The sequence below is a fragment of the Prevotella sp. 10(H) genome (assembly GCF_000711235.1).
Taxonomy (GTDB): Bacteria; Bacteroidota; Bacteroidia; order Bacteroidales; family Dysgonomonadaceae; genus Dysgonomonas.
Window position 1 is genome coordinate 147,519 of the sequence record NZ_JOMI01000005.1, and the last position, 23,074, is coordinate 170,592.

The 23,074-nt window shown below is 36.5% G+C and carries 15 protein-coding genes; 7 read left to right on the forward strand and 8 right to left on the reverse strand.

Features of this window, described 5'->3' with window-relative positions:
- Positions 1-34: 34 nt before the first annotated feature.
- Together K348_RS0111280 and K348_RS0111285 are read right to left on the reverse strand one after the other, a co-directional pair.
- Positions 35-1,159 (reverse strand): efflux RND transporter periplasmic adaptor subunit, encoded by a 1,125-nt coding sequence (locus tag K348_RS0111280; protein WP_029905061.1) that lies wholly within the window; start codon positions 1,157-1,159, stop codon positions 35-37.
- 6 nt (positions 1,160-1,165) lie between these two features.
- Positions 1,166-1,621 (reverse strand): MarR family winged helix-turn-helix transcriptional regulator, encoded by a 456-nt coding sequence (locus K348_RS0111285; RefSeq protein ID WP_051697797.1) that lies wholly within the window; start codon positions 1,619-1,621, stop codon positions 1,166-1,168.
- A gap of 282 nt (positions 1,622-1,903) precedes the next feature.
- On the opposite strand from K348_RS0111285, the gene K348_RS0111290 reads away from it, so the two are divergent.
- Together K348_RS0111290 and K348_RS0111295 are read left to right on the forward strand one after the other, a co-directional pair.
- A complete protein-coding gene (locus tag K348_RS0111290) occupies positions 1,904-2,938 on the forward strand; it encodes a sensor histidine kinase (protein ID WP_029905063.1) in 1,035 nt (344 codons plus the stop codon).
- A 16-nt stretch (positions 2,939-2,954) separates the two neighbouring features.
- The gene (locus K348_RS0111295) at positions 2,955-3,686 is read left to right on the forward strand and encodes a LytTR family DNA-binding domain-containing protein (protein ID WP_029905064.1); all 732 of its coding nucleotides are present in this window, start codon (positions 2,955-2,957) and stop codon (positions 3,684-3,686) included.
- Between the two features lie 73 nt (positions 3,687-3,759).
- On the opposite strand, the gene K348_RS0111300 is transcribed toward K348_RS0111295, so the two are convergent.
- The 4 genes from K348_RS0111300 to K348_RS0111315 all read right to left on the reverse strand — a co-directional run bounded on the left by K348_RS0111300 (position 3,760) and on the right by K348_RS0111315 (position 10,363).
- The gene (locus K348_RS0111300; RefSeq protein WP_029905065.1) at positions 3,760-5,328 is read right to left on the reverse strand and encodes a calcineurin-like phosphoesterase family protein; all 1,569 of its coding nucleotides are present in this window, start codon (positions 5,326-5,328) and stop codon (positions 3,760-3,762) included.
- A 26-nt stretch (positions 5,329-5,354) separates the two neighbouring features.
- On the reverse strand, positions 5,355-8,501 hold the full coding sequence (locus tag K348_RS0111305; protein ID WP_029905066.1) for a TonB-dependent receptor: 3,147 nt from the start codon (positions 8,499-8,501) through the stop codon (positions 5,355-5,357).
- Positions 8,502-8,621: 120 nt separating this feature from the next.
- On the reverse strand, positions 8,622-9,266 hold the full coding sequence (locus K348_RS0111310; protein WP_029905067.1) for a hypothetical protein: 645 nt from the start codon (positions 9,264-9,266) through the stop codon (positions 8,622-8,624).
- 134 nt (positions 9,267-9,400) lie between these two features.
- A complete protein-coding gene (locus tag K348_RS0111315; RefSeq protein WP_029905068.1) occupies positions 9,401-10,363 on the reverse strand; it encodes an AraC family transcriptional regulator in 963 nt (320 codons plus the stop codon).
- A gap of 100 nt (positions 10,364-10,463) precedes the next feature.
- On the opposite strand from K348_RS0111315, the gene K348_RS0111320 reads away from it, so the two are divergent.
- From K348_RS0111320 to K348_RS0111340, 5 genes are all read left to right on the forward strand, one after another.
- A complete protein-coding gene (locus K348_RS0111320; protein WP_029905069.1) occupies positions 10,464-11,747 on the forward strand; it encodes an MFS transporter in 1,284 nt (427 codons plus the stop codon).
- A 425-nt stretch (positions 11,748-12,172) separates the two neighbouring features.
- Complete coding sequence (locus tag K348_RS0111325; RefSeq protein WP_029905070.1) at positions 12,173-14,326, forward strand: alpha-galactosidase; 2,154 nt, start codon at positions 12,173-12,175, stop codon at positions 14,324-14,326.
- Positions 14,327-14,356: 30 nt separating this feature from the next.
- Entirely contained in the window at positions 14,357-17,167 is a 2,811-nt protein-coding gene (locus tag K348_RS0111330) for a beta galactosidase jelly roll domain-containing protein (RefSeq protein WP_029905071.1), read from the forward strand.
- 74 nt (positions 17,168-17,241) lie between these two features.
- Entirely contained in the window at positions 17,242-18,342 is a 1,101-nt protein-coding gene (locus tag K348_RS0111335; RefSeq protein WP_029905072.1) for a glycoside hydrolase family 43 protein, read from the forward strand.
- Positions 18,343-18,373: 31 nt separating this feature from the next.
- Positions 18,374-19,912, forward strand: coding sequence for a hypothetical protein (locus K348_RS0111340; protein WP_029905073.1), 1,539 nt, complete (start codon positions 18,374-18,376; stop codon positions 19,910-19,912).
- 98 nt (positions 19,913-20,010) lie between these two features.
- On the opposite strand, the gene K348_RS0111345 is transcribed toward K348_RS0111340, so the two are convergent.
- Positions 20,011-22,365 (reverse strand): FtsX-like permease family protein, encoded by a 2,355-nt coding sequence (locus K348_RS0111345; RefSeq protein WP_029905074.1) that lies wholly within the window; start codon positions 22,363-22,365, stop codon positions 20,011-20,013.
- Between the two features lie 25 nt (positions 22,366-22,390).
- The gene (locus K348_RS0111350) at positions 22,391-23,059 is read right to left on the reverse strand and encodes an ABC transporter ATP-binding protein (RefSeq protein WP_029905075.1); all 669 of its coding nucleotides are present in this window, start codon (positions 23,057-23,059) and stop codon (positions 22,391-22,393) included.
- Positions 23,060-23,074 lie beyond the last annotated feature (15 nt).

A 23,074-nucleotide genomic window follows, 5' to 3' on the forward strand; every position in this document is an offset into this window, starting at 1 on the left:
AAATAAAAGTATATATCAGCTTTATAGTGCTGTTTTAATTAGAGGCTGTAAGATTTTGTTTCACAGATATTTTCATTCCGTTTCTAAGGGTTGCAACACCGTCGGATACTATTTTATCTCCGTCGGCCAGTCCGCCTGTGACTGCATAATCCTGTCCGTTTGGCATAGTCTGAACAGATATGATTTGTTGTTGTACAGAATCTCCCGACAATTTGAATACCATAACTTTATCCTGCTGTGAGAATGTTGCTTTCTGAGGGATGACAAAAACATCCTCCAGTACTTTAGGAATAATTATTTTACCGCTGGTTCCGCTTCTCAACTTACCCGATTTGTTTGGAAACTCGGCACGGAAATTAGCAGAACCGGTTGTAATATCTACGGTTCCTGTTATTGTTTCTATCCGGCCTCTTTCGCCATATTCCGAACCGTCGGAAAGGACAAGTGTTACAGCAGGCATATTTTTTATTTTCTCATATTGGGTAGAACCTTCAACACCTTCCAAAAAATCCATTAGTTTCCGTTCATTCAATGAGAAATATGCATATACATTTCCCGTATTGGCTATGGTTGTCAGTGTATTTGAACTATTTACCAGACTTCCTTTACGATATGGAATAGAACCTGCTACACCGTCCACAGGGCTGGTCACTGTTGTCCAGCTCATAGTAGCCTGTGCATTTTTCAGAGTAGCTTCAGCTTGTTGCAATGTAGCCAATGCTGTTTCATAGGCATTCTCGTATGTCAGTAATTGTACTTCACTTACAATGCCTTTCTCTGCCAATGGCCGGTAACGTTCCACATCTACTTTTGCTGTATTGACCCGTGCTTTCTCGCTGTTTACAGCAGCTTTTGCAGAGGTCAGAGATTGTTCCGATGCTGGGGAATTGATTTTGAATAATGCCTGTCCGGCTTTTACGGCTGAGCCTTCATCTACATATATGGCTTCGATATAACCATCTACACGTGGTTTTACTTCAATATCTTCCTGCCCTTTTATGGTTGCAGGATATACCGATTGCATATTGGCTTCCTGCTTGTTTATAGCCATTACCGGATATTCCTGTACAGGTATTTCCTGACTCATTTGGTTGTTGTTGCTGCATGAAGCGAGCCCTAACAGAGCTATCGCCCCGCTTAAAATCATCTTTGCTTTCATTGTTATCTAATTATTTAGTTTATTTAATTCATTCGAAAGTACGAGCAGTTGGCTGGTAAGATTTTTTTCGTCAATGTTACGGTAAATATTATTACAGCATATCGACATTTTAGAAGATGCCGTATTATAAAGATTATTTCCTTTTTCGGTGAGTTCGACATATACAACACGGGTATTTATCGTTCCCCTTACGCGAGTAATTATATCGTTTTTCTCCAGATTGCGCAGAATGGTAGAAATAGTCATCGGGTCTATCCCTGTTTCTTCCGATAAATCTATCTGTATAATTTCCTTCTTACGATTGCCCAAATAGCAGATTGCAGACAACACATCAAACTGAGGACTTGTAAGACCGAATTCATCTAATATCTGCTTTTTATTTCTCATCCACAATTTAAAAACATGCCCGATCAATGAATCCACATTGATACCTTTCATATTCATTATTTTAACTTTTTCCATTACATTATAAATTGAGATAGTAAGTGTACTTATTTTCGAATGCGAAAGTCCGAAACAATTAACATATCTCAAAAAAAAATCAATGAACGTGAAAACTATCTGCACGAAACAATTAGAATCTTCAATAATATCGTTTTAAAGAGAAAAATCAACGGTAAATCCGGTTTGGTTGAAGATTTTTGAAAATTGGTAGATAGTTTCGGGCAGTTGGTTGAATTTATTTGTTTTTATATGACGATTATTATTACATTTAGATCATATTATAAAATCTGATACTAAGTGATGAATAAAATAATAAACGCTATACGAACCTCTGTGCTTCTCCAAACAATACTTGTATGGATAATTGTATACTTAATCGGATTTCTTCAAAATCTATGGATTAGCGTAGAATGGGCATTTAAAGTAGGTTCCTTAAATTTCACATGTCTACTGATTGTATATTATATAACATATGAAGCTTTGATACCTAAACTACTAATAAAAGGGTGGAAGGTATTTTATTTTGTATTTTCATTTATAGTAATCGCTTTGTTTGCCAACGTATGCGCCAGATTTGAAATATACATGTTTGAGAATCTCAAAATAGAAATCGATCATGAATTCAAGTATGTTTTTTCAGTATCGAGATATGCTACTGCTTTCATATTAAGCTATAGTATATCCAACATAATTTTCTTTACAAGAAAAACTACTGAGGACGCCAAACAAAAAGAAGAATTATTGTCTGAGAAAAAAACGCTTGAAGCGAGAGTACTCAAATCACAGATCAACTCCCATTTCATATTCAATGCCTTGAATAACATTTATTCCATGACATACTTCAAAGATCAGTATACATCGGGATATGTATTGAAAATGGCGCAAATGATGCGTTATGTAATGGAAGACTGCGAAACGGAATTGACCCCATTATCCAAAGACATAGAGTACATCGGTAATTTTATAGATTTTCAAAAACTGCGGTTCGAAAATGATAAAGACATAACTTTTGAATATAAAAATGAGGAGGATGTTAGTCTCTTGATACCACCAATGATTTTTCAACCGTTGGTAGAAAATTGCTTTAAGCATACACCTTTGGACGTAGACAAGAACAGTTTTATTCATATCTTCATGGAAATTAAGGAAAAACATATTTATTTTATTGCAGAAAACAGTCAGCCGTTAATTAAAAATAAGTCTGCTTCGAGCAGGCATGGCATAGGCATTGAAAATGTAAAAAGACGACTCGAATTATATTACGAAAACAAACATACTTTGGATATTTCTGACAATGAAAAATCATTCAAAGTTGAATTATCAATCAATTTATAACTACACAAAGGTCATTATGTCCGAAACGTTGAAAGTCCTTATAGTAGACGATGAATATCATGCACGCAAGTTATTATCGGAATATGTATCAAAACTGGCTTTCCTAGAACTGATAGGAACAAGCGCAAATGTATTCGAGGCAATGAATATCTTACGGCAAGAGGATGTTGATATTTTATTATCAGATATACAGATGCCGGAAATCACGGGACTTGAATTTGCGCGTAGTCTCAAAAATTCACCTGCTGTAATATTTACTACTGCATATTCCGAATATGCAGTTGAAAGCTTTGAACTTGATGTAGTTGATTATTTACTAAAGCCGATTGCTTTCCCTCGTTTCCTACAGGCAATTAATAAAGTGATAGAGAGAAAAGGAAATAATGCAATTAATAAGCCTGTGACCGAAATAGTCAAGCTATTGCCTGAGAAAACAGAAGAAGATAGTATTGTAATAAAAAGCGGATATAAGCTATATAAAATCAATTATTGCGATCTGCTTTATATCGAAGGACAACGCGAGTATGTAACTTTCCATACTACTAAACAGCGTATCACTACACTTTCTTCCTTAAAAGACTTGGAGGAGAAACTGCCTTCACATTTATTTGTCAGAATACATAAATCTTATATTGTTTCTATAAAATCCATAGAATTGATTGACAAAAACATCCTGCACATTGCAGGGAAGAAACTACCTCTTGGAAGTAGTTATAAAGATAATTTTATGAAAATATTTGAAAAGTAAATAGTCTTAGTCTAAAAGGGAACCAAAACAAATTGGCTGCCTTCTAGACTAATTCCAAACAATCGTCAAAACCTTATTCTATCCTATAATTACTTGTCTGCGTAAATAGATTTCCGAACATATCCGTGGCCCTCACTTCTATTACATGATTCCCTTCATCTAGTTTTGTAGGTATACCGGCTGTCCACAAGTGTGTGGATAGAACAGCATTGCTCGGTCTACGTTCTATTTTTGGTTTATCGGCATAATCCCATTTGAAAAGAGTATTAGTATATGATGGAATGACACCTTTTGTATGAATCATTTCTTTCCATTCTCCATTATCTACACGATATTCGACTTTGTCATTTTCACATCCCATAAAGAAGTTTGCCACTATCTGCGCACTTGTCTTCTTGTCTTTCGCAACTACTTTAGGATTAAAGATTTCTATCTGATAATCTCTCGGCTTTCCCGCAACTTTATAATCGATCGTATATTTGTTGCCCGATATATTAAGAAAAGCATATCCTTTAGGGGTTCCATCCCTCATTGTTGATACAGGGATACCCGACTCGTTCATTTCTCCCGAATACCAATCTCCCGATGTTGTTCCTACATTATATTCGTGAAGAGGTTTATTCCCTTTCCATCCATCTGCTTGTTTATGGAAATAATGCATTTGAAAATGTGTATGCGCTGATAATACAAGTACATTAGGGTAATATCTCAATAACTCGAACAGTTTATGACGGTCTTCAGTTCTAAAGTCCTCATTTCCTGTTTCATCAAACAAAGGAATATGCATCGCCAAAACAATCAGTTCATCCTTACGTACTGTCTTTAAATAATTTGCTATAAATTCCAGTTGATCGGGACGAAAGCCTGCCCAATAGCTTTTATCATCGCGTGGATCAGGATATATAATATCATCCAATATGATGAAGTGAGCCTGTCCGTAATTAAAGGCATAATTGTTCGGGCCAAAATGTACCTGAAAACTTTCATCCGAATCTGTATCGATAGTCGTATCGTAATTCATATCATGATTACCCATTACATTATACCAAGGCATGCCCATTTCTTTCATAGCTTTCTTGTATGGTTGATGTAAATCCAGCGCATCACCGACAAGATCACCAAGACTGATACCGAAACTTATATTCTGTTCTTTAGATGCTTCGGCAATTATTCCCCGTGCGAAATAATCCAGTTCATCCATATTGTATGGCTGAGGATCGCCGAAAATAAATGCTTTGAAATTATCTTTTTCATCGGCAGGTATCAATGCAAAATCAATGGATTGCGGTAAAGGTCCGGTTGGCGGTATACCTTTAAATTTCAGATTTGCAGGCGAGCCTTTCGGTTTATGTATATAATAAGATTTTGGCAGATTATTTTCATCCAAAGGAATATTATATCCGGATGGTTTTATTACAAAAATGATGTTATCATCCCCGACAGGTAATTCATAATAGCCGTCTTTATCTGTAAGAATAACTTCCCTCCCATTGGACACTGCCACATCCGCAACACCTTTCTCATTCTTATCTTTTTTCCCGTTTTTATTGGAGTCTTCGAATATTTGTCCTTTTGCTATCGATTGGGCACATACATAGCCGCAAAAGGTCAGGCTAAGTATAATAAAAACCAGTTTCTTCATTCTTATTTGTTTTATATTATAAGTTATTAAAAGGCGTAGCGCAGCCCTATCTGTATCTGGTAAGGATTTCCATTCAAACTCGATACTCCGGTATTACTGTTTACATTATATACATATTGCTGGCCGGCTGTATCGAAACTCTTGATAGTATATATATTCTGCTTGCCTAAATTATGTCCTGCACCCCAATCTTTATTTAGAAGATTGGCCACATTGAATATATCGACAGAGCATTCCAGACTGTGAGTCTTATAAAGTTTTACATTTTTCGATACCCTTAGGTCAAATACGCCATAAAAACCATTTACACCACCGTTGCGCTCTGCTACTTTGCCAAAGCTATCACGTATATATTTTTTTGTATTTCCTTCTACATCCGGATTATCGAGTATTTTCTGAACTCCCTCGCGAAGATATTGAGGAGTTCTGGAATCGTTAGGGTCATAGATAAAAGCCAGATCGTTAGAGGATACAAAGTCTCCATTCACATTCCCGTTTACAGCTAATGAATAACGGGTGCCTCCCATACCTGAAAAACGAAGGCCGACACTTACTCCCCAAAAGGTAGGCGCAGTACCATACAAAACCACTTTATGCCGGAACTGGTTATCCGAATACGACATTTTATCAAGATTCCGTGGGTCATCTTTTACCATTAGCGATAGTGTTGCTGTGTTTGCTACATTTCCGTTATAGGACGTATTGTCTTTCGAATCGTTCCATGTATAACTCATAGAAAGCTCACCGTCTTTGAAGTAACGCCACGTACCGTCTATTACAAAAGCATATTGATTAACCTTTCCTTCACTTACCAGTTCCAATACACGTCCTACCCGTTTTGTTTTTCGTCCTTCCATCCAGTCAGCAGCACCATTATTCGGATTGATTGTGCTAGCCGGAACATATACTCCGCGATTACCTTCTGCTGCTAATATAAAATATGGATTATCTACCATGTTGCGGTCTACATACATATAGTTGTTACGCGCCCAGTTGCCATAAAAATTGACACTGGCTTTTAAACTATTGCTGAAGAAGTGAGTATACGAAAAATTAGCTTTGTAAACAACCGGAACCTTTGTCTTATCGCTATTTGTATTAATAGTCGATACTTTTTCGATACCCGCGATGTCAAACAACTCTGTTCCCGGTGCAGTGGACGGATCTTTACGATACTTTTCAAAATCGGGAAGTGGAACCAAATTTCCTGAAATGTCTACCGAAGCCACTTTTGTTCCGTCGAACAACATATTATTAATCATCGAATAATTATTAAGATCAGAACCGAAGATACCTCCTCCTAAACGGATTATATCAGTATGTTTTTCTCCTAAATCCCACGTGAATTGTATGCGTGGTTGCAATTGAAATGTAGAGATAACATTATCCGTATTCAACCCTAAATCATCATACACAGTCTGATTAAAATTGGCCTTATCGAAATAGCGTGTATAATCCATACGTATTCCTGCAAGCATTTCCAGTCCGGGATATATTTTAGTCTGCATTTGTCCGTATAATGCCGAATTCAGAATATTCATCTTTACTGTAGGATCTGGCACAAGGGCTACTTCACGGGCGTAGCGGTATGGAGTAAGGTTATCAAAATTATCTATTCCTGTAAAATAGAAGCGTCCGTTCATCTCACTGCCGTAAAGCGATTTCAGGTTTGTATACATAAAGTCGGCACCGAATGTATAATTTATCTTATCGGTATTATAATATACATTATCAACTAATTGAAAGACATGATCCTTAAAATTTTCAGGAGCAAACCGTTGCCCTCCCAACTGTATGGCTGTATACATCTTATCCCCGGAAGCGGACACCGATTCTATATTCTGAACGATGGCGCGCGGTATATTCGCTGTAGGTAACTCATCATTTGTAAGCACTTTTTCGCGTACAAGAAAATGCTGGGCTTTCAATTCATTTGTCATTCGTGGGCCTAATACCGAACGCAATGTAGCCATCAGGCTGTTATTGTACGACTTGCGTGAAATGTATGTTTCGTACAGATTTATACTTGTATTATCAGCTTCGGAATGATTATCGTTATCATTAATAAAATTATTACGGATAGTTAAGAGATTCGTTGCATTCAGCTGCCAGTCTATACGGGCAAAAATCGCATCCGTACTTTTTTTCTTGTCGAACGAACCGAACTGCGGATTATCAGATACCCCATATTTGCTGCGGGCAATATCCAGATACTTATCCAGAGTAGATTGTGTCACATTATAGCGTTTTTCATCTTCCGGCCCTTTTATATCTGCGATATAGAACGGACGAGAGTCGGCCTGATGATCCCATACTACAAAAAAGTGAGCTCTGTTTTTTATAATAGGACCTCCCAGCGAAAAGCCATACTGATATGTAGAAAATTCGTTATCCCTCTTATTTCCTCTGATATCGTAGGGACTAGCCAGCCAGTCGGTACGGCCATATCCGAATACGCTTCCCTTAAGGGTGTTTGTTCCCGATTTTGTTACTGTACTGACTGTACCGCCGCCCATACGACCGTAAGTAACATCATATTGGTTAGTAACAATCTCAAACTCGCGCACCGCTTCCATCGATATGGAGTATGCTCCCGAGGTTGTACCTGAGGCTACAGTACCTTTTGCTGTCATACCGTCTATTGTATAGTTGGTTGAAGAACCCAGCTGACCCGATATATTTCCCCCCTTACTCAGTGGGGATAAGTCTATCAGAGATGTGAAGTTACGTCCGTTGACAGGCAGCTTCGCTATATCGTTCGATGTAATAGAAGTTGCCGACCCTATATTCGGTATTGTCTTTTTCAGTGAATTTGCTACTATTTCCACAGCTTCTATCTCTATGGCATCTTCTTCCATCACGAAATCTACGCGGAGCATATCCCCCTGATTCAGTTTAAAACCTGTTTTTCTTTGATTGCCATAGCCTATATATGTTACAGAAACAGTATAAGGAGAGCCTAACGGTAATTGTTTAAATGTATATTCCCCGTTTTCGTTAGTCGATGTATTGGAAACAAATCCGGTAGATTCGTTTTTCACCTGTACTGTGGCACCTATTACCGTTTCACCTTGCTTGTCTGTGATGGTTCCTGTAATTACGGCTTGTGTACCCTGAGCCGTCAGGGCAGAACAGACAAAGAAAAACAGGGTTGAAAATATCAAAAATCTCATTGTTTTTATCATAGCTGGTTTTATATTCAGTATTAAAAAATTTGGGCATAGTTTTCTGTATGTGTAAACATTATTGATTTGGTTTACACAAAAGAACATTATTGATAAATAAAGTGTTAATTAAATTTGTTCCAGTGTTTTTATTATTGATGAGGCTATTTTTGAAGTACTTTTACGGCTGATCTTACGCACCTTCTCAGGCTTTTCCAGATTGATACTGGTAAAGTAGTTATTGCCGTGTAATAAGTCTTTCTTATTTTTATCGAATAAAGTGAAACTCACAATATGGAATATTGTATTCATAGGCCTTTCCTGATATTTTAAATAATGCTGATTCAAAACCAGCAGATAATCTGCATCCGATTTATTCAATAAATCCTGTAAGTCATTTTCCAGAACATTTGATAAATCCGAATGACATCCCTCTCCTTCCCCTTCAACCTTTATTCCTTGTGTAATTTTTTCACACACCTGATCATCGCTTATCGGAATAAATTTATAATTTTCCTGAGAACCCGTAGAGGCAATATTATCGGCAATAATATAATTGTATTCCGAATCGATATTCTCTACTTTCATACCGGTTTCTTCCGCAATCCAATCATCGTAAAAATGGTTTGATTTTACATTATCGGTCAATCCTACAATCAGAATTTTCTTTTCATTACTTACTTTGTCTTTTCCTCCTTTAGCCGAACTATCTGTTACAAATCCGAAAAAAAGAATACTTGCTGCTAAAAACCGAAAAAAGAATAAATTTTTCATAATCATATTTTATTTTGTTTTCGGTAGCGAAAGTAGGTAAGTATTATTACCGGTATGTTAAGTAAATATTAACTGTTATGCACATTTTAGTTTCGTTGGATAATATTATAATAAATAAAAAAGAGTAGTACTCATCACGACTTGCTATACTGTTTCGGATTCATCCCTATGTGTTCTTTAAAAACTCTTGAAAAATGGCTTAGATTAGTGAAACCCAACTGATATCCTGCATCCGAAACAGATAGCTTTTCTTCTTTCAGCAGGCGGGCAGCTTCTTTCATTCTAAATCCTTGGTAATAACTGAAAATACTGTTACCAAAAATTTGCCGGAATAAACGTTTTAGTTTAGACGGACTCATATTTGCATAAACTGCCAACCCTTTAATGATGGGCGGATTCTCCAAATGCTCAAGTATTCTTTCTTTTACTTTGTAAATAGTTTGTATATCCTGACCGTTTAAAGCATAAATTTGTTTTTCCTCCCGTTTGTCCAATTCCATCAACAAACGGCAAATTAATTCTTCTGTTTTTATTCTTAAGAAAAACAATTCAAACATCCTGTCGACTCCCCCAGATATAATTTCATCTACTATTTTCTGTATGGAAGGATAAATTATCTGCTCGAAAATTAAAGGTTGAGTATTATCCAACAGACTTTGCAGAAGAGGTGATTTTTCGGATAAATCAAATAACCCGTTTAAATAATCGGCATCTACCTCAATATTAATGGTGGCCGTATTAGAATGAATTGGAATCATTATATCCGTATTTATCCGGCTCGTTGCAATTAAAACCGACGGTATTACCTTTAGCTGGTCTTCCAGCCGGAAGATTTTTCCTTTAGGAAAAATATTTTGGAATTTGAACACTATCACTCTGCCTAAGGCGTTCATATCCGGATTTTCAACGATTATATCTTCATACAATTCATAATTACTTATATGCATTCTGATATGTTCATTAAAAACAAACCCCACACAATAGCCTCTACCAAACTTCGGAGGTATTTCCAGTCTTCTGTCTCTTACTTCTGTTCCCAATAAAAGGGCAAGCTTCATTAGGATATTCGGTACTATTTGATATTTTTCTTTTTTCATTATAAGTCCTTTACGACTATTTTAAAGTTAAATATAACTATTTTAGCTCAAAAGCATCAGATAATTTTACAATATAAATTTAATAAAAAAAGAAGGATATATGGCTCTAGGTAAAAATACAATACTTTCAAAAGATTTTATACTTGTCGCAACAGGTCAAATCATTTCCATATTCGGTAATCAGATATTAAGATATGCACTTCCGCTTTATATGCTGAATCAAAAAGGTTCATCGGCTTTGTTCGGAACCATTCTGGCAATTTCGTTCATCCCAATGCTTTTATTGTTCCCCATAAGAGGAATTATTGCCGACCGCATGAACAAACGAAACATAATGGTAATGCTGGATTTTATTACAGCTATTCTTATTCTCCTGTTTTACCTGCTGATAGGAAAGGTAGAGATTGTTCCACTTATAGCAGTTACGATGATTATTTTATCGGGGATACAGGGTGCTTATCAACCCGCAGTGAACGCGAGCATACCTGTTTTAGTGGCACCGGAACATATCATGAAAGCCAATTCGGTTATAAACCTGATAAATTCTGCAGCCAGTATGGCTGGCCCGGTAATTGGCGGCATTCTATTTTCCATTGTCGGCTTAATACCTATCTTGTATGTAAGTATCGGCTGCTTTTTTGCATCTGCAGTAATGGAGATATTTATTAATATTCCATTCGAAAAAAGAAAAACAAAAGGAAATATATTCACGACCGGTACTAATGACCTGAAAGAGAGTTTTAGATTTATGTTCAAAGAACAGCCTGTTCTGTGGAAAGCATCTCTGATATTCGCTGCCCTCGGATTGTTTTTGACAGCATTGATTATAATTGCTGTTCCGGTTATAATCACACAGCATCTTGGCTTTGCACCTGATACCGCAAATCGGCTATATGGATATGCACAAGGTATTATCGCTGTGGGAGCCATACTTGGCGGATTACTCGCAGGATTATTATCAAAAAAATTAAAGTTAAAGTCAGGTTCATTGATTCTTATCGGGTCTGCTTTCTCTGTACTTATAGGAGGTATTGCCCTGCACTTTCTTAGCGAATCAATTCCAGTATACGTTATTCTGGCAATCGGATGTGGACTGTATGTAACTTTGTCAACATTACTTCAGATTCAAATAATGACATTCATCCAAATTATTACACCTAAAGATCTGATAGGAAAAGTTATTTCGTGTTTTATGTGTGTATGTATGTGTTCTATTCCTATTGGTCAATTTATATATGGGATTATTTTTGAAAAAATAGAAAGCTACTTATATCTTCCGTTTTACATAGCAGTAATGATAATAACAGGAATAAGTGTCTTCACCCGGCATATTTTCTGTCAAATAGATAATTTAATTGAAGGAAAAGGAGAAAGGAAGAGATAAATAATATTTGGAGGAATAGAATGTTTTTTCCAATATTTAATTCCTTTTTCAGCTTTGATATATTCAAAAAATAAATGAATCAATTTCAAGTTTAACCTATTTTCATCATAAAACCAATCTGATTAATTTAATCTAAATTATAGGAATATTTTACATGCTAACAGTAAAATCTTACATTATTTTTTCTTTCCAATATTGTAATTTTATCACCGTGAATTATAATCAGTACAATATATGAAAAACACGAATCCATATATTTACCGATAATGCATTTATTTCTGTAACGGGAAATTATTCTTTAGTTATTACTATAGATCAAAAGTAATAAAAAGACCTTTTCTCAACTATACAAAAATATCCATTTTTATTTATTAAGCATGAATCAATTAGGCTTCAATGAGTTTGTAATATTTTAATTTTTATATATGAAAAACATAGTATCTTATTTACTAATTACACTTTTACCTTTGTCATTTTTTGCTCAAAACAATAGTATTGAAGTAGGAAAAGATGAGCGGAGTTGGAATATTTATACAAAATCTTCAACTTATAAATTGAAAGTCGATAGGAACAACATCGTTCAGGTCGTATATTACGGAAACAAACTGGAACCGGATAGAGATGTGAAGGATTGGGAATACTGGGGAAATGAAATTCCAGTCCGAGGTGGTTTCGTTAATTCAAAATCAATTTTGGAAGTCATTTTCCCCGACGGAGTACGTGACATTGAGCTGGAATACAAAAAATATGAAATAACTGATATCGGAGGATATAAAACTATAAAAATTACACAACAAGATAAATATTACCCACTGGAAGTAAACTCCTTTATTCGGATTTTGCCTGAATATGATTTTATTGAAAAATGGATAGAGGTAAGGAATTTAGGGAAAAAAGGTTCGATAAAAATTGAAAAACTTAGTTCCGGCTCTATATTTCTGCCTGATAATGCCTACGAATTAACTCATTTTTCAGGAATATGGGGACATGAGTTTACTCCACAGACTACCAGGCTGACACAAGGTACAAAAACAATTGAAGTCAAAGACTTTAAATCATATGGATCGTCCACATTTATGATCAGGCCGGAAAAAGAGAATGACCGTTACAACGGAAAAGTCTGGTTCGGTACATTTACATATAGTGGAAACTGGCGATTAGATTTCGATAAATCATTTTATGGCAAGATACAAGTTACCGGTGGTATAAACTTTTGGGATCAGGAAGTATATCTGAAACCGCTGCAATCGTTTACCACACCGGTTATGATATACGGTTATACGGAAGAGGGAACAAATGGTGTTACTCAGAATCTGGCATCTTATAGCAGAGAAAAACTTTTGCCACAAACATATCGTGATAAAGTACGGCCAGTACTTTACAATAGCTGGTATGCAACAGCAATGGACGTAAATGAAGAGCAGCAACTTGCCTTAGCCAGAGAAGCGAAAAACATGGGAGTGGAAATGTTTGTAATAGACGACGGATGGTTTAAAGGCAGAATAGATGAAAAATCCGGTTTAGGTGATTGGACCGTAGATAAAAATAAATTCCCGAACGGGCTGAATAGCCTGATAGAAAAGGTGAATGCAATGGGGCTTCAATTTGGATTATGGATAGAACCGGAGATGGTAAATCCTAATAGCGATTTATACCGTGCGCACCCCGATTGGGTCTTTTATTTTCCTAACCGTACACGTCACGAAGGACGGAATCAGTTAATACTGAATCTGGCCAGGGAGGATGTATATCAATATCTTTATAAAAGCCTGAATAAGGTGTTGAAAGAAAACAATATTAAATTTATAAAATGGGATATGAACCGGCATATGACAGATCCGGGCTTTGCTTCTGCTCCAGCTGAAGAACAAAGGGCTGTAAGGATTAAATATGTTGAAAATCTTTATCGGCTTGTCGAATCTTTGCGTAAAGACTTTCCGGAAGTATGGTTCGAAAACTGTTCAAGTGGCGGAGGACGCATTGATTTAGGGATGATTTCGCGCTACGACTTCAACTGGGTAAGTGATAATACCGATCCTGTAGATCGTATTTTTATACAAGATTCTTATCTGACCCTTTTTCCGGCTAATACTATGATATCATGGGTAACACACGAGGATTGGCACAAACTCAATCCATCACTAGAGTTCAAGTTTGATGTATGTATGGCTGGGGTATTGGGAGTCGGATACGATATTACTAAATGGAATGACGCTCAAAAACAAGTAGCAAAAAAGAAAATTGAACAGTACAAAGAAATAAGAGAAGTTATACACAAAGGCAAAACGTATAGGATTGTATCTCCGTTCGACGAAAACAGAAGCATTCTTCAATATGTTTCGGTAAACCAGAAAGAAGTGGTTGTATTTGTTTATAACTTGGGAGAATATCCCAGACAATCCGTAGAAGAAAACCGAAGAAGTAAACTTACCAAACTGAAAGGTTTATTACCGGATGCAACATATAAAATCGAGGATATGAATTCTACATATACAGGTAAATATCTTATGGAGGTAGGCATCTATTTCCCTGTAGGGGGAGCTTATAACAGCCATATTTATTCAATCAAAGCATTATAATATATTAATTTTTAAAATGAAATATTGAGAATGAAAAGAATAATAAATATTATATCAATCCTCTTATTCTGTATAGTATCTCCAGCACAGAATATTGATCTGAAAGGAGTATGGAAATTCAAAATGGATCCTGAAGATGTTGGATTAATGCAAAATTGGCAAACTAAAGACTTCGATGAAACTGTTCAATTACCGGGTTCTATGGCTACTAATGACAAAGGATTCGATATCAGTATGGAGACAAACTGGACAGGAAAAATAGTTGATTCGGCCTGGTTCAATGATAATAAGTATGCCAAATATAGACAAAAAGATAACCTAAAATCAGTTTTTTGGTTACAGCCCAACAAAAGTTATGTAGGCGTTGCCTGGTATAATACAAAATTCCAAATTCCAGAATCTACAGATGTACGAAATTATATAGTTTCATTAGAAAGGCCACATTGGGAAACCACAGTCTGGGTCGATGGTTATAAAATAGGAATGCAGAATTCTTTAGGTACTCCACACGAATACATATTAAGTAACCTAAAAAACGGCGAACATATCCTGACAATCCGTGTAGATAACAGAATAGAAGATATAGATGTCGGAATAAATGCCCATAGTGTATCAGATCATACACAAACCAACTGGAACGGGATAGCAGGTAATATTACAATTAAAGCAAGACCAATTGTTTTTATAGAGAATGTACAGGTATATCCTGATATCGACAAAAAAGAAATAAAGGTCATCATAAATGTCGACAATAGAAGCCAAACTTCACAAAAATCTGTGATCACATTAAATGCTAAATCGAAGTTCACTCCTACCCTACACCAATTACCAGAACTGTCTATTGAAAAAGAGTTTTCATCAGGATTAGGTGTAGTAGAAGTTACATATCCTATGGGAGAATCTTTTTATAAATGGGATGAATTTGAACCATATCTATACGAACTGGATACCCGGCTGGCATCTGGCCCGACAATCGATAAATTCCAAACTAATTTCGGAATGCGCAAACTGGGAATAAAAGGAACTCAATTTATAATTAATGATAAAACTATATTTTTGAGAGGTACACTCGACTGTGCCGCTTATCCATTAACAGGCTATCCACCAACGAATGTCCCCGAATGGAAAAGAATATTGAATGTTATAAAAAAGCATGGGTTGAATCATGTCCGGTTCCATTCCTGGTGTCCGCCTAAGGCTGCTTTTGAAGCTGCAGACGAACTAGGTGTATATCTTCAGGTTGAGGGTAACGGATGGACTACAGTAGGAAACGGGAGTAAGTTTGATAAATGGATTTACGATGAGTCTGAACGAATATTGAGAAGCTATGGCAATCATCCGTCTTTTATATTATATACGTATGGTAACGAACCGGGAGGTGGAAATCAATCAAGATTCTTGGGGGATTTAGTAATACATCTTAAAAAATATGACTCAAGACATTTTTATACATCTGGTGCCGGTTGGCCGGATATTCCAGAGAATGAATTTTATAATAATGGTTATCCCCGTCTTTTTCAATGGGGAAGCGGATTAAAAAGCCATAATAATGCAAATCCTCCTTCCACAGATTTTGACTGGTATAAAATGATTGAAAAGTATAATATACCGTATGTTTCACACGAAATCGGTCAATGGTGTGTATATCCTAACTTTAAGGAAATTGATAAATATACGGGAGTATTGAAAGCCAAGAATTTCGAAATATTTCAGGAAACTTTGAAAGATAACGGGTTGGATGATCTCGCAGATAGTTTTCTTCTTGCTTCAGGTAAACATCAGGCTTTAACATACAAAGCCGAAATAGAAGCCGCATTGCGAACTAAAGGTTTTGCAGGATTCCAGCTTTTAGGACTGAACGATTTTCCCGGACAAGGAACAGCCCTTGTTGGAGTATTAGATGCATTCTGGGAAGAAAAAGGATATGTTACAGCTGAAGAATTTAATCAATTTTCAGGTCATACAGTTCCACTTGTGAGGCTTCCAAAAATGACTTATGTAAACAATGAAGTGCTTGAGGCCCCGGTGGAAGTAGCTCATTTTGGATACAATGAATTAAAGAACGTATCACCACAATGGAGATTAATAAATACGGATGGTAAAATAATTGGTTCTGGTAGTTTAAATAAACAAAATATACCGATAGGAAATTGTATAAAATTAGGAACAATACGGCAATCTTTACAGGAAATATCAGAACCTGTCGCTTTGAAACTTATAGTTGAAATTGGTAATAATAGCAATAGCTGGGATATTTGGGTATATCCTGAATCAGATTATAAGCCAAATAACAATATTTTAATCGCAGATAAATTAGATACAGAAGTCATTCGGATTTTAGAGCAGGGAGGAAAAGTTTTATTATCGCCTAAAAAAGGAAGTATTAAGAAAGAATTTGGTGGTGATGTTGTTATGGGTTACTCTCCTATTTTTTGGAATACGGCATGGTCGCGCAAACAACCTCCTCTAGTCATGGGTATATTGACTGATCCACAACACCCGGCTTTTAGATTATTTCCTACAGAATATCATTCAAATTATCAATGGTGGGCAATAATGATGAACTCTAATGCAATAAGGTTAAATATATTAGGAGATAATTTCCAACCGATAGTAAGAGTTATAGACGATTGGTTCTCAAATCAGTCCTTGGGATTAATAATCGAAGCTCAGGTAGGAAAAGGTAAGATTATTATCTCAGGTGCCGACTTATTAAGTAATCCCGATAACAGGCCGGAAATCAAACAAATGAAAAATTCCTTAATTAATTATATGGACATGGAATCTTTCAATCCTGCAAATAAATTAAATATCGATATATTAAAAAAGATGTTCAATTAATCATCTGCGAACAATAGCCTGATAATAGAAAAATGACAGCCACATCAAAATATATTCTGTATTTGTATTATTGTATGGTAATAAGCATGCTTTCGTGCAGTTCTGCCAAGTATTCCGAATCATTTACACCCGGTGAATTATGGAAAGACAATAATGGGGTACACATTAATGCACATAGCGGAGGAATGTTATTTGTGAATGGAAAATATTACTGGTTTGGCGAACATAAAACAGAAGGAGAAGAAGGTAATTTGGCGAATGCCGGAGTACACTGTTATTCATCGGAAGATCTTTATAATTGGGTAGATGAAGGAATAGCACTGGCTGTTGATCCCGAAAACTCAAATAGTATTATAGAAAAGGGCTGCATCTTGGAGCGGCCTAAAGTTATATTCAATACCAAAACAAAAAAATATGTCATGTGGTTTCATCTCGAACCCAAAGGACAAGGCTATAAAGGTGCGCTGAGCGGTGTGGCTATAAGTGATAATATAACAGGGCCGTATAAATTTATTCATGCCCGACGTGCGAATGCTGGTCACTGGCCATTGAATGTTACCGAATGGCATAAAACCGGTACTATCCCTTCTAAAGGCCAAAGTTATGGAGGAGGTAGCTTACCCGCACACCCCGATTCTCTGAATATTCTGGCAAGAGATATGATGGATGGGCAAATGGCGCGTGACATGACATTGTTTGTTGATGATGATGGAAAAGCGTATCATATTTATTCTTCGGAAGAAAACAGCACGTTACACATAGCCTTACTATCAGATGATTATACGAATCACAGTGGCATTTATACCCGCAATTTTGTAGGCCGGTTCATGGAAGCTCCTGCAATGTTTAAAAGAGACGGTAAATATTATCTTATGATGTCCGGTTGCACAGGCTGGTCTCCCAATCAGGCACGTTCTGCTGTAGCTGATTCAATCCTGGGCGAATGGAAAGAACTAGGTGATCCTTGTATCGGTGATACGACAAAAACGACTTTTCATTCACAAAGTACATATATACTACCAGTACAGGGAAAAAGAAATCAGTATATTTATATGGGAGATCGATGGCATCCTCAAAATGCAATAGACGGAAGATACGTTTGGTTACCGGTTGATTTTCAAGGAGAACACTTCTTTATCAGATGGAGAGACCGCTGGAATTTAAAGGATCTTTAAATACACTATTCAATGGTAAAATGCATTTGTAATGAAACAGAATAAAATTACACTATTAATATTAATATTATTAGTTATAACATCTTGTAAAACAAATCATCCGGGTTCTTTGGTACCAGATACACCATCACAGGCGCCAGATTATTTTTGTAGCTGGAGTACACAGGGATATATCGTAAATTTTTCAGGAGCTGACAACACCCGCGCAGCAATGAACGAAAAAAATATATTCGGTTCCGGCAAATATGAAAATTGGATTAATTTTTTCCCTAAAATCCGTAGCGATTTGTATTTTGTTATGGATGATTCATGGGATATTCCACAAAATGTAAACAGCGGAAATAATGAATATTTGGGCTTAACAGAATTAGATACAGCACGTTTTCCTTCTTTTTATGGTACATCCGCTGAGCGATTGAAAAATCTGACTCACAAAATAAAATCATATGGATGGAAAGGTGCAGGGGGATGGATATGCGCACAAGAATCTACCATTGATATAGATCATACTAATATAAAAAAATATTGGACGAAAAAATTAAATGATGCAAAATATGCAGGTTTTAATTATTGGAAAGTAGATTGGGGAAGACACGACCGTGATAGAGAGTGGCGTAAGACCCTGACTGATCTCGGACGCCAATATGCTCCTAATTTATTTATCGAACATGCAATGGTAAACGAATATATCGAGTTCAGCGATGTATTTCGTACATATGATGTGGAAAGTATAACATCTGCACCGGTCACAATTAAACGAGTAGCGAATGCCCTCAAATATAGTACAAAAGAAAAAGCTAAAGGCATTATAAATTGTGAAGATGAGCCTTATATAGCTGTTGGATTAGGATGTGCCATAGGAATTATGCGTTATCCTTTCGATGAGAAATTACCAAATGGCGAACAAGATTTTGTTTTTCCGCCTGTTGGACGGAATCTGAAAAAACGTATGGACGAGATTACACGTGCCGTTCGTTGGCATAGGATAGCTGAACCCTTTGGGGTGAATTCAGATGCACAGATCGATTCTGCACTATTGAAAGATTATTGGATATTCGGAGAGAAAGAATCATGGATAAACAGAACAATTGGCGAAGAAATTCAGGTCGAAGCCCCGGCAAGAATAAGCCGTAATATGCCCCTTCCTCAGATAAGTAACCTGCATTCAACAGATCAGCCTTTCGTTTTGGCTTCCAGATATCCAAATGGTGCAACCTCGATAGTAACTATCGACCGTACATTAGGTCGAGAATGTATTTTGAAACCCGAGACTGTAATTATAGAGCTGGCGAATCTATCTGCTCCAGTTGGGATTTTCGGCTATTACGAAAAACTTATTTTAAATTATCCACAGATAATAGAAAAAATTAATATAAAAATTTATGGACAGGATATGGCTGGTGATAGTCCCGTTAATATTTCTGATCAAGTAATGATAACAGATAATAAAATAATAATTGATGGAGAGTTAATTAAAAGAATTGGATTGAAAGAAGCCTCAGAAGGAGATATATCCGCTCCGGGTATGGTGTTACAGGTTTTTCAAAATGATTATAGAAACTTATATTAAATATTTAGAGTTATCTCTTAAAAAAACAGATAGCTACAAGACCGACTTGTAACTATCTGTTATCCTAAATTTTCAACTTTTAGAAAAACTATTAATATTCACTCGCTTCGTAACGATTCCGCAGGTCTTTTTCCAGCAGTAAGTATAACTTGTATGCCCACAACCAAACATATAAGCAACATCAATAATAGCGGAACAGCAATAAATATCCACCAACTCAACGATGTACGGTAAATATAACCTTCGAGCCAGCGATGCATCAGTAAATAGCATAACGGAATAGCAATGACAGATGCAATAATAGCTTTCTTTAGAATATCTTTCCAGAAAAGGACTATAATATGTGGTGTCTTTGCTCCATTGATGCGCCGGATAGCAATTTCTTTAGTTCGTTTCTCTATCATGAATGACACCATACTGACTGCACCCATAAGTGATAAGAATAAAGAAATGACAGAAAATACGGATAACATTTTTGCCGAACGTATCTCGCTTTCGTACATTTTGCTGTAATCATCCTCAATTGTAGAATACATAGTCGGACGCTTTGTAAGCGACTCCTTCATCTCTCTATATTTTTTAAGTATATAATCCAAAGTAGCCTGTTTATCCTTTCCGGTTGTCTTGATATACATATACAATTGGCTTTCCGGATTGAAAGATAAGAATAGTGGTGAAGACTTTTCTTTCAAAGGCTTAAAATTAAAATCTTTTACTACACCTATGATTTTTCCGGTAAAACCTGCGTAGTTTACAGATATTCCTAAAGGATTTTCAACATTCATCAGTTTCAAGAAAGATTCATTAATAACAAGATTGAAAGATTTAGCTTCTGCATCCTGCCACCATGGTAATCCGGGCTGAATAAATTCTCCCATAATTATTTCCAGTCCGAATGTATTAGCATAATGGCTGTCGCATGCTATTTGGGTAATGCCAATATCGCCCATATCATTTTTCATTCCTTCCCATGTAATACCTGCATAAGCCCAAGGAGCATTATACGGGGGACAGTTTGCCATAGTGGCATCGATAATATTAGGATTTTCTTGTTTTATTATTTGTATAAAGTCTTCAGACTGATACCATAGACTGGTATCTAATACAATTATATTATCCCTGTTCATTCCCTCACTTTCGTTGAATATGGCATTCATTTGTTTATAAATAAATACCGTGCAAATTAGAATACCTACCGAAAGAAAAAACTGGACACCCAGAAGCGCTCCCCTCAGACGGTCTTTCGAATTGCTTTTTGTTCCCCCGCGTAATATAACAGCCGGCTTGAATAAAGAAAGATAGAAAGCGGCGTATGCACCCGAAAGAGTTGAAATAATAATGCATACAGCAATTGAGATAACTATTGTCTGCCAATCGAAAGTCAGGGCGATTTTATTACCCATTATCTCACTGAAGACCGGAAAAATATATTTGACAAAAGCAAAAGATATAACCACACCCAAAGCTGTGATAATAAACGACTCGAAAAGAAAACGCTCTACCAGTTGCTTTCTTTTTGCTCCCGACACTTTACGAACCCCGACTTCTTTCATGCGGTTCATGGCGCGGGCAATAGATGTATTCACATAATTGATAATGGCCATGATGAGGATAAGCAAAGCAGCCGCAGAGAAATAGATAAGTTGCGGATAATTACCGTATATCAGTTTAATTCCATAACTATCTTTACTCTTTATCTCTTCGGGTGTATGCAGGTGAATATCAGCTATCTTCTGAGTGACTATTTTATTTGTGGTTTCCTTCTGAGTGGACAAAAATGTAGAAAGCTGCTTTTGAAGGCTTTCGGTCATTTTTTCATTCTCTTTTAACATGATAAATTGTATCCCGGCATCTAAGACTCTTTCGTCGGGAACTAAAATATCGAACTGAAAGTTGGTGTTTTTAGGCAGTTTTACCACTCCTACTACTGTATACGACATCATATAATAGGAAAGTTTTTGACCTATAGGTGAACTATCCCCGAAGAAACGTTTTGCTGCCTCATCTGTCATGATAACACTTCCTTTATTTTTAACTATTTGTTGAGGAGAGCCTTCAATATATTCAAAAGCAAACATTCGTAGGAAATCATAATTGGTATAAGTAAGATTAGCCATAATCCCCTCTTTCGCATCTTCCCTCAGTAAGGAAGTGCTTGTGTTAGAAAACAAAGCCGCAGCTTCAATCTGAGGATATGTGTCTTTCAATTTCTTCGACATATCGCGTAAGGCACCTGTATAGTGGACGCCATCTTTCCTGTTTTCTTCTATCATCAGCCTGTATATCCTGTCTTTATTGGGATACATATCTTCGAAACTGGTTTCAAATTTTATCCAGAATATCAATAGAAAACAACAGGCTATAGCTACCGCCAGGCCCAAAATATTGATAAAAGCGAAAGCTTTGTCTTTGTATAGTCCCCGAAGGGTTATCTTTAAATAGTGTATCAGCATAATTCTCCTTTTTTACAACGAACTATTAGGATTGCATAACAACCTGCCCGTCAAACAGACTTATAATTCTGGATGCATAGTCGGCATCATGCTGGTTGTGTGTAACCATCACAATGGTTGTTCCGTTATTATTCAGTTCGGTAAGCAGATTCATAACCTCTTCACCGTTTTTAGAATCGAGATTTCCCGTAGGCTCATCCGCAAGTATCAGTTTGGGCTCAGCCACTACGGCGCGGGCTATGGCAACACGCTGCTGTTGGCCTCCCGATAACTGCTGCGGAAAATGCTTAGCTCTATGTGCTATTTGCATTCTGTCCATTGCTTCATTCACTTTTCTCTTACGTTCCGAAGACGAAAATCCCATATAGAGCAAAGGCAGTTCAATATTTTCGGTCACGGTCAGTTCATCAATCAGGTTGAAGCTTTGAAATACGAATCCAATCAAGCCCTTGCGAACGTCTGTCAGTTTCGATTCACTGAAATTTGCTACATCTGTTCCGTTCAGGATATATTTGCCACTTGTAGGATTATCCAACAGTCCGAATATATTCAGTAGAGTAGATTTGCCGCAACCGGAAGGTCCCATTACTGCCACAAATTCCCCTTCATTAATCTCAATATTTACATCTCTGAGCGCTTTCGTTTCAACTTCTTCTCCACGAAATACTTTCTGCAAATTTTCGGTCTTGATCATCATATTTATATTTTG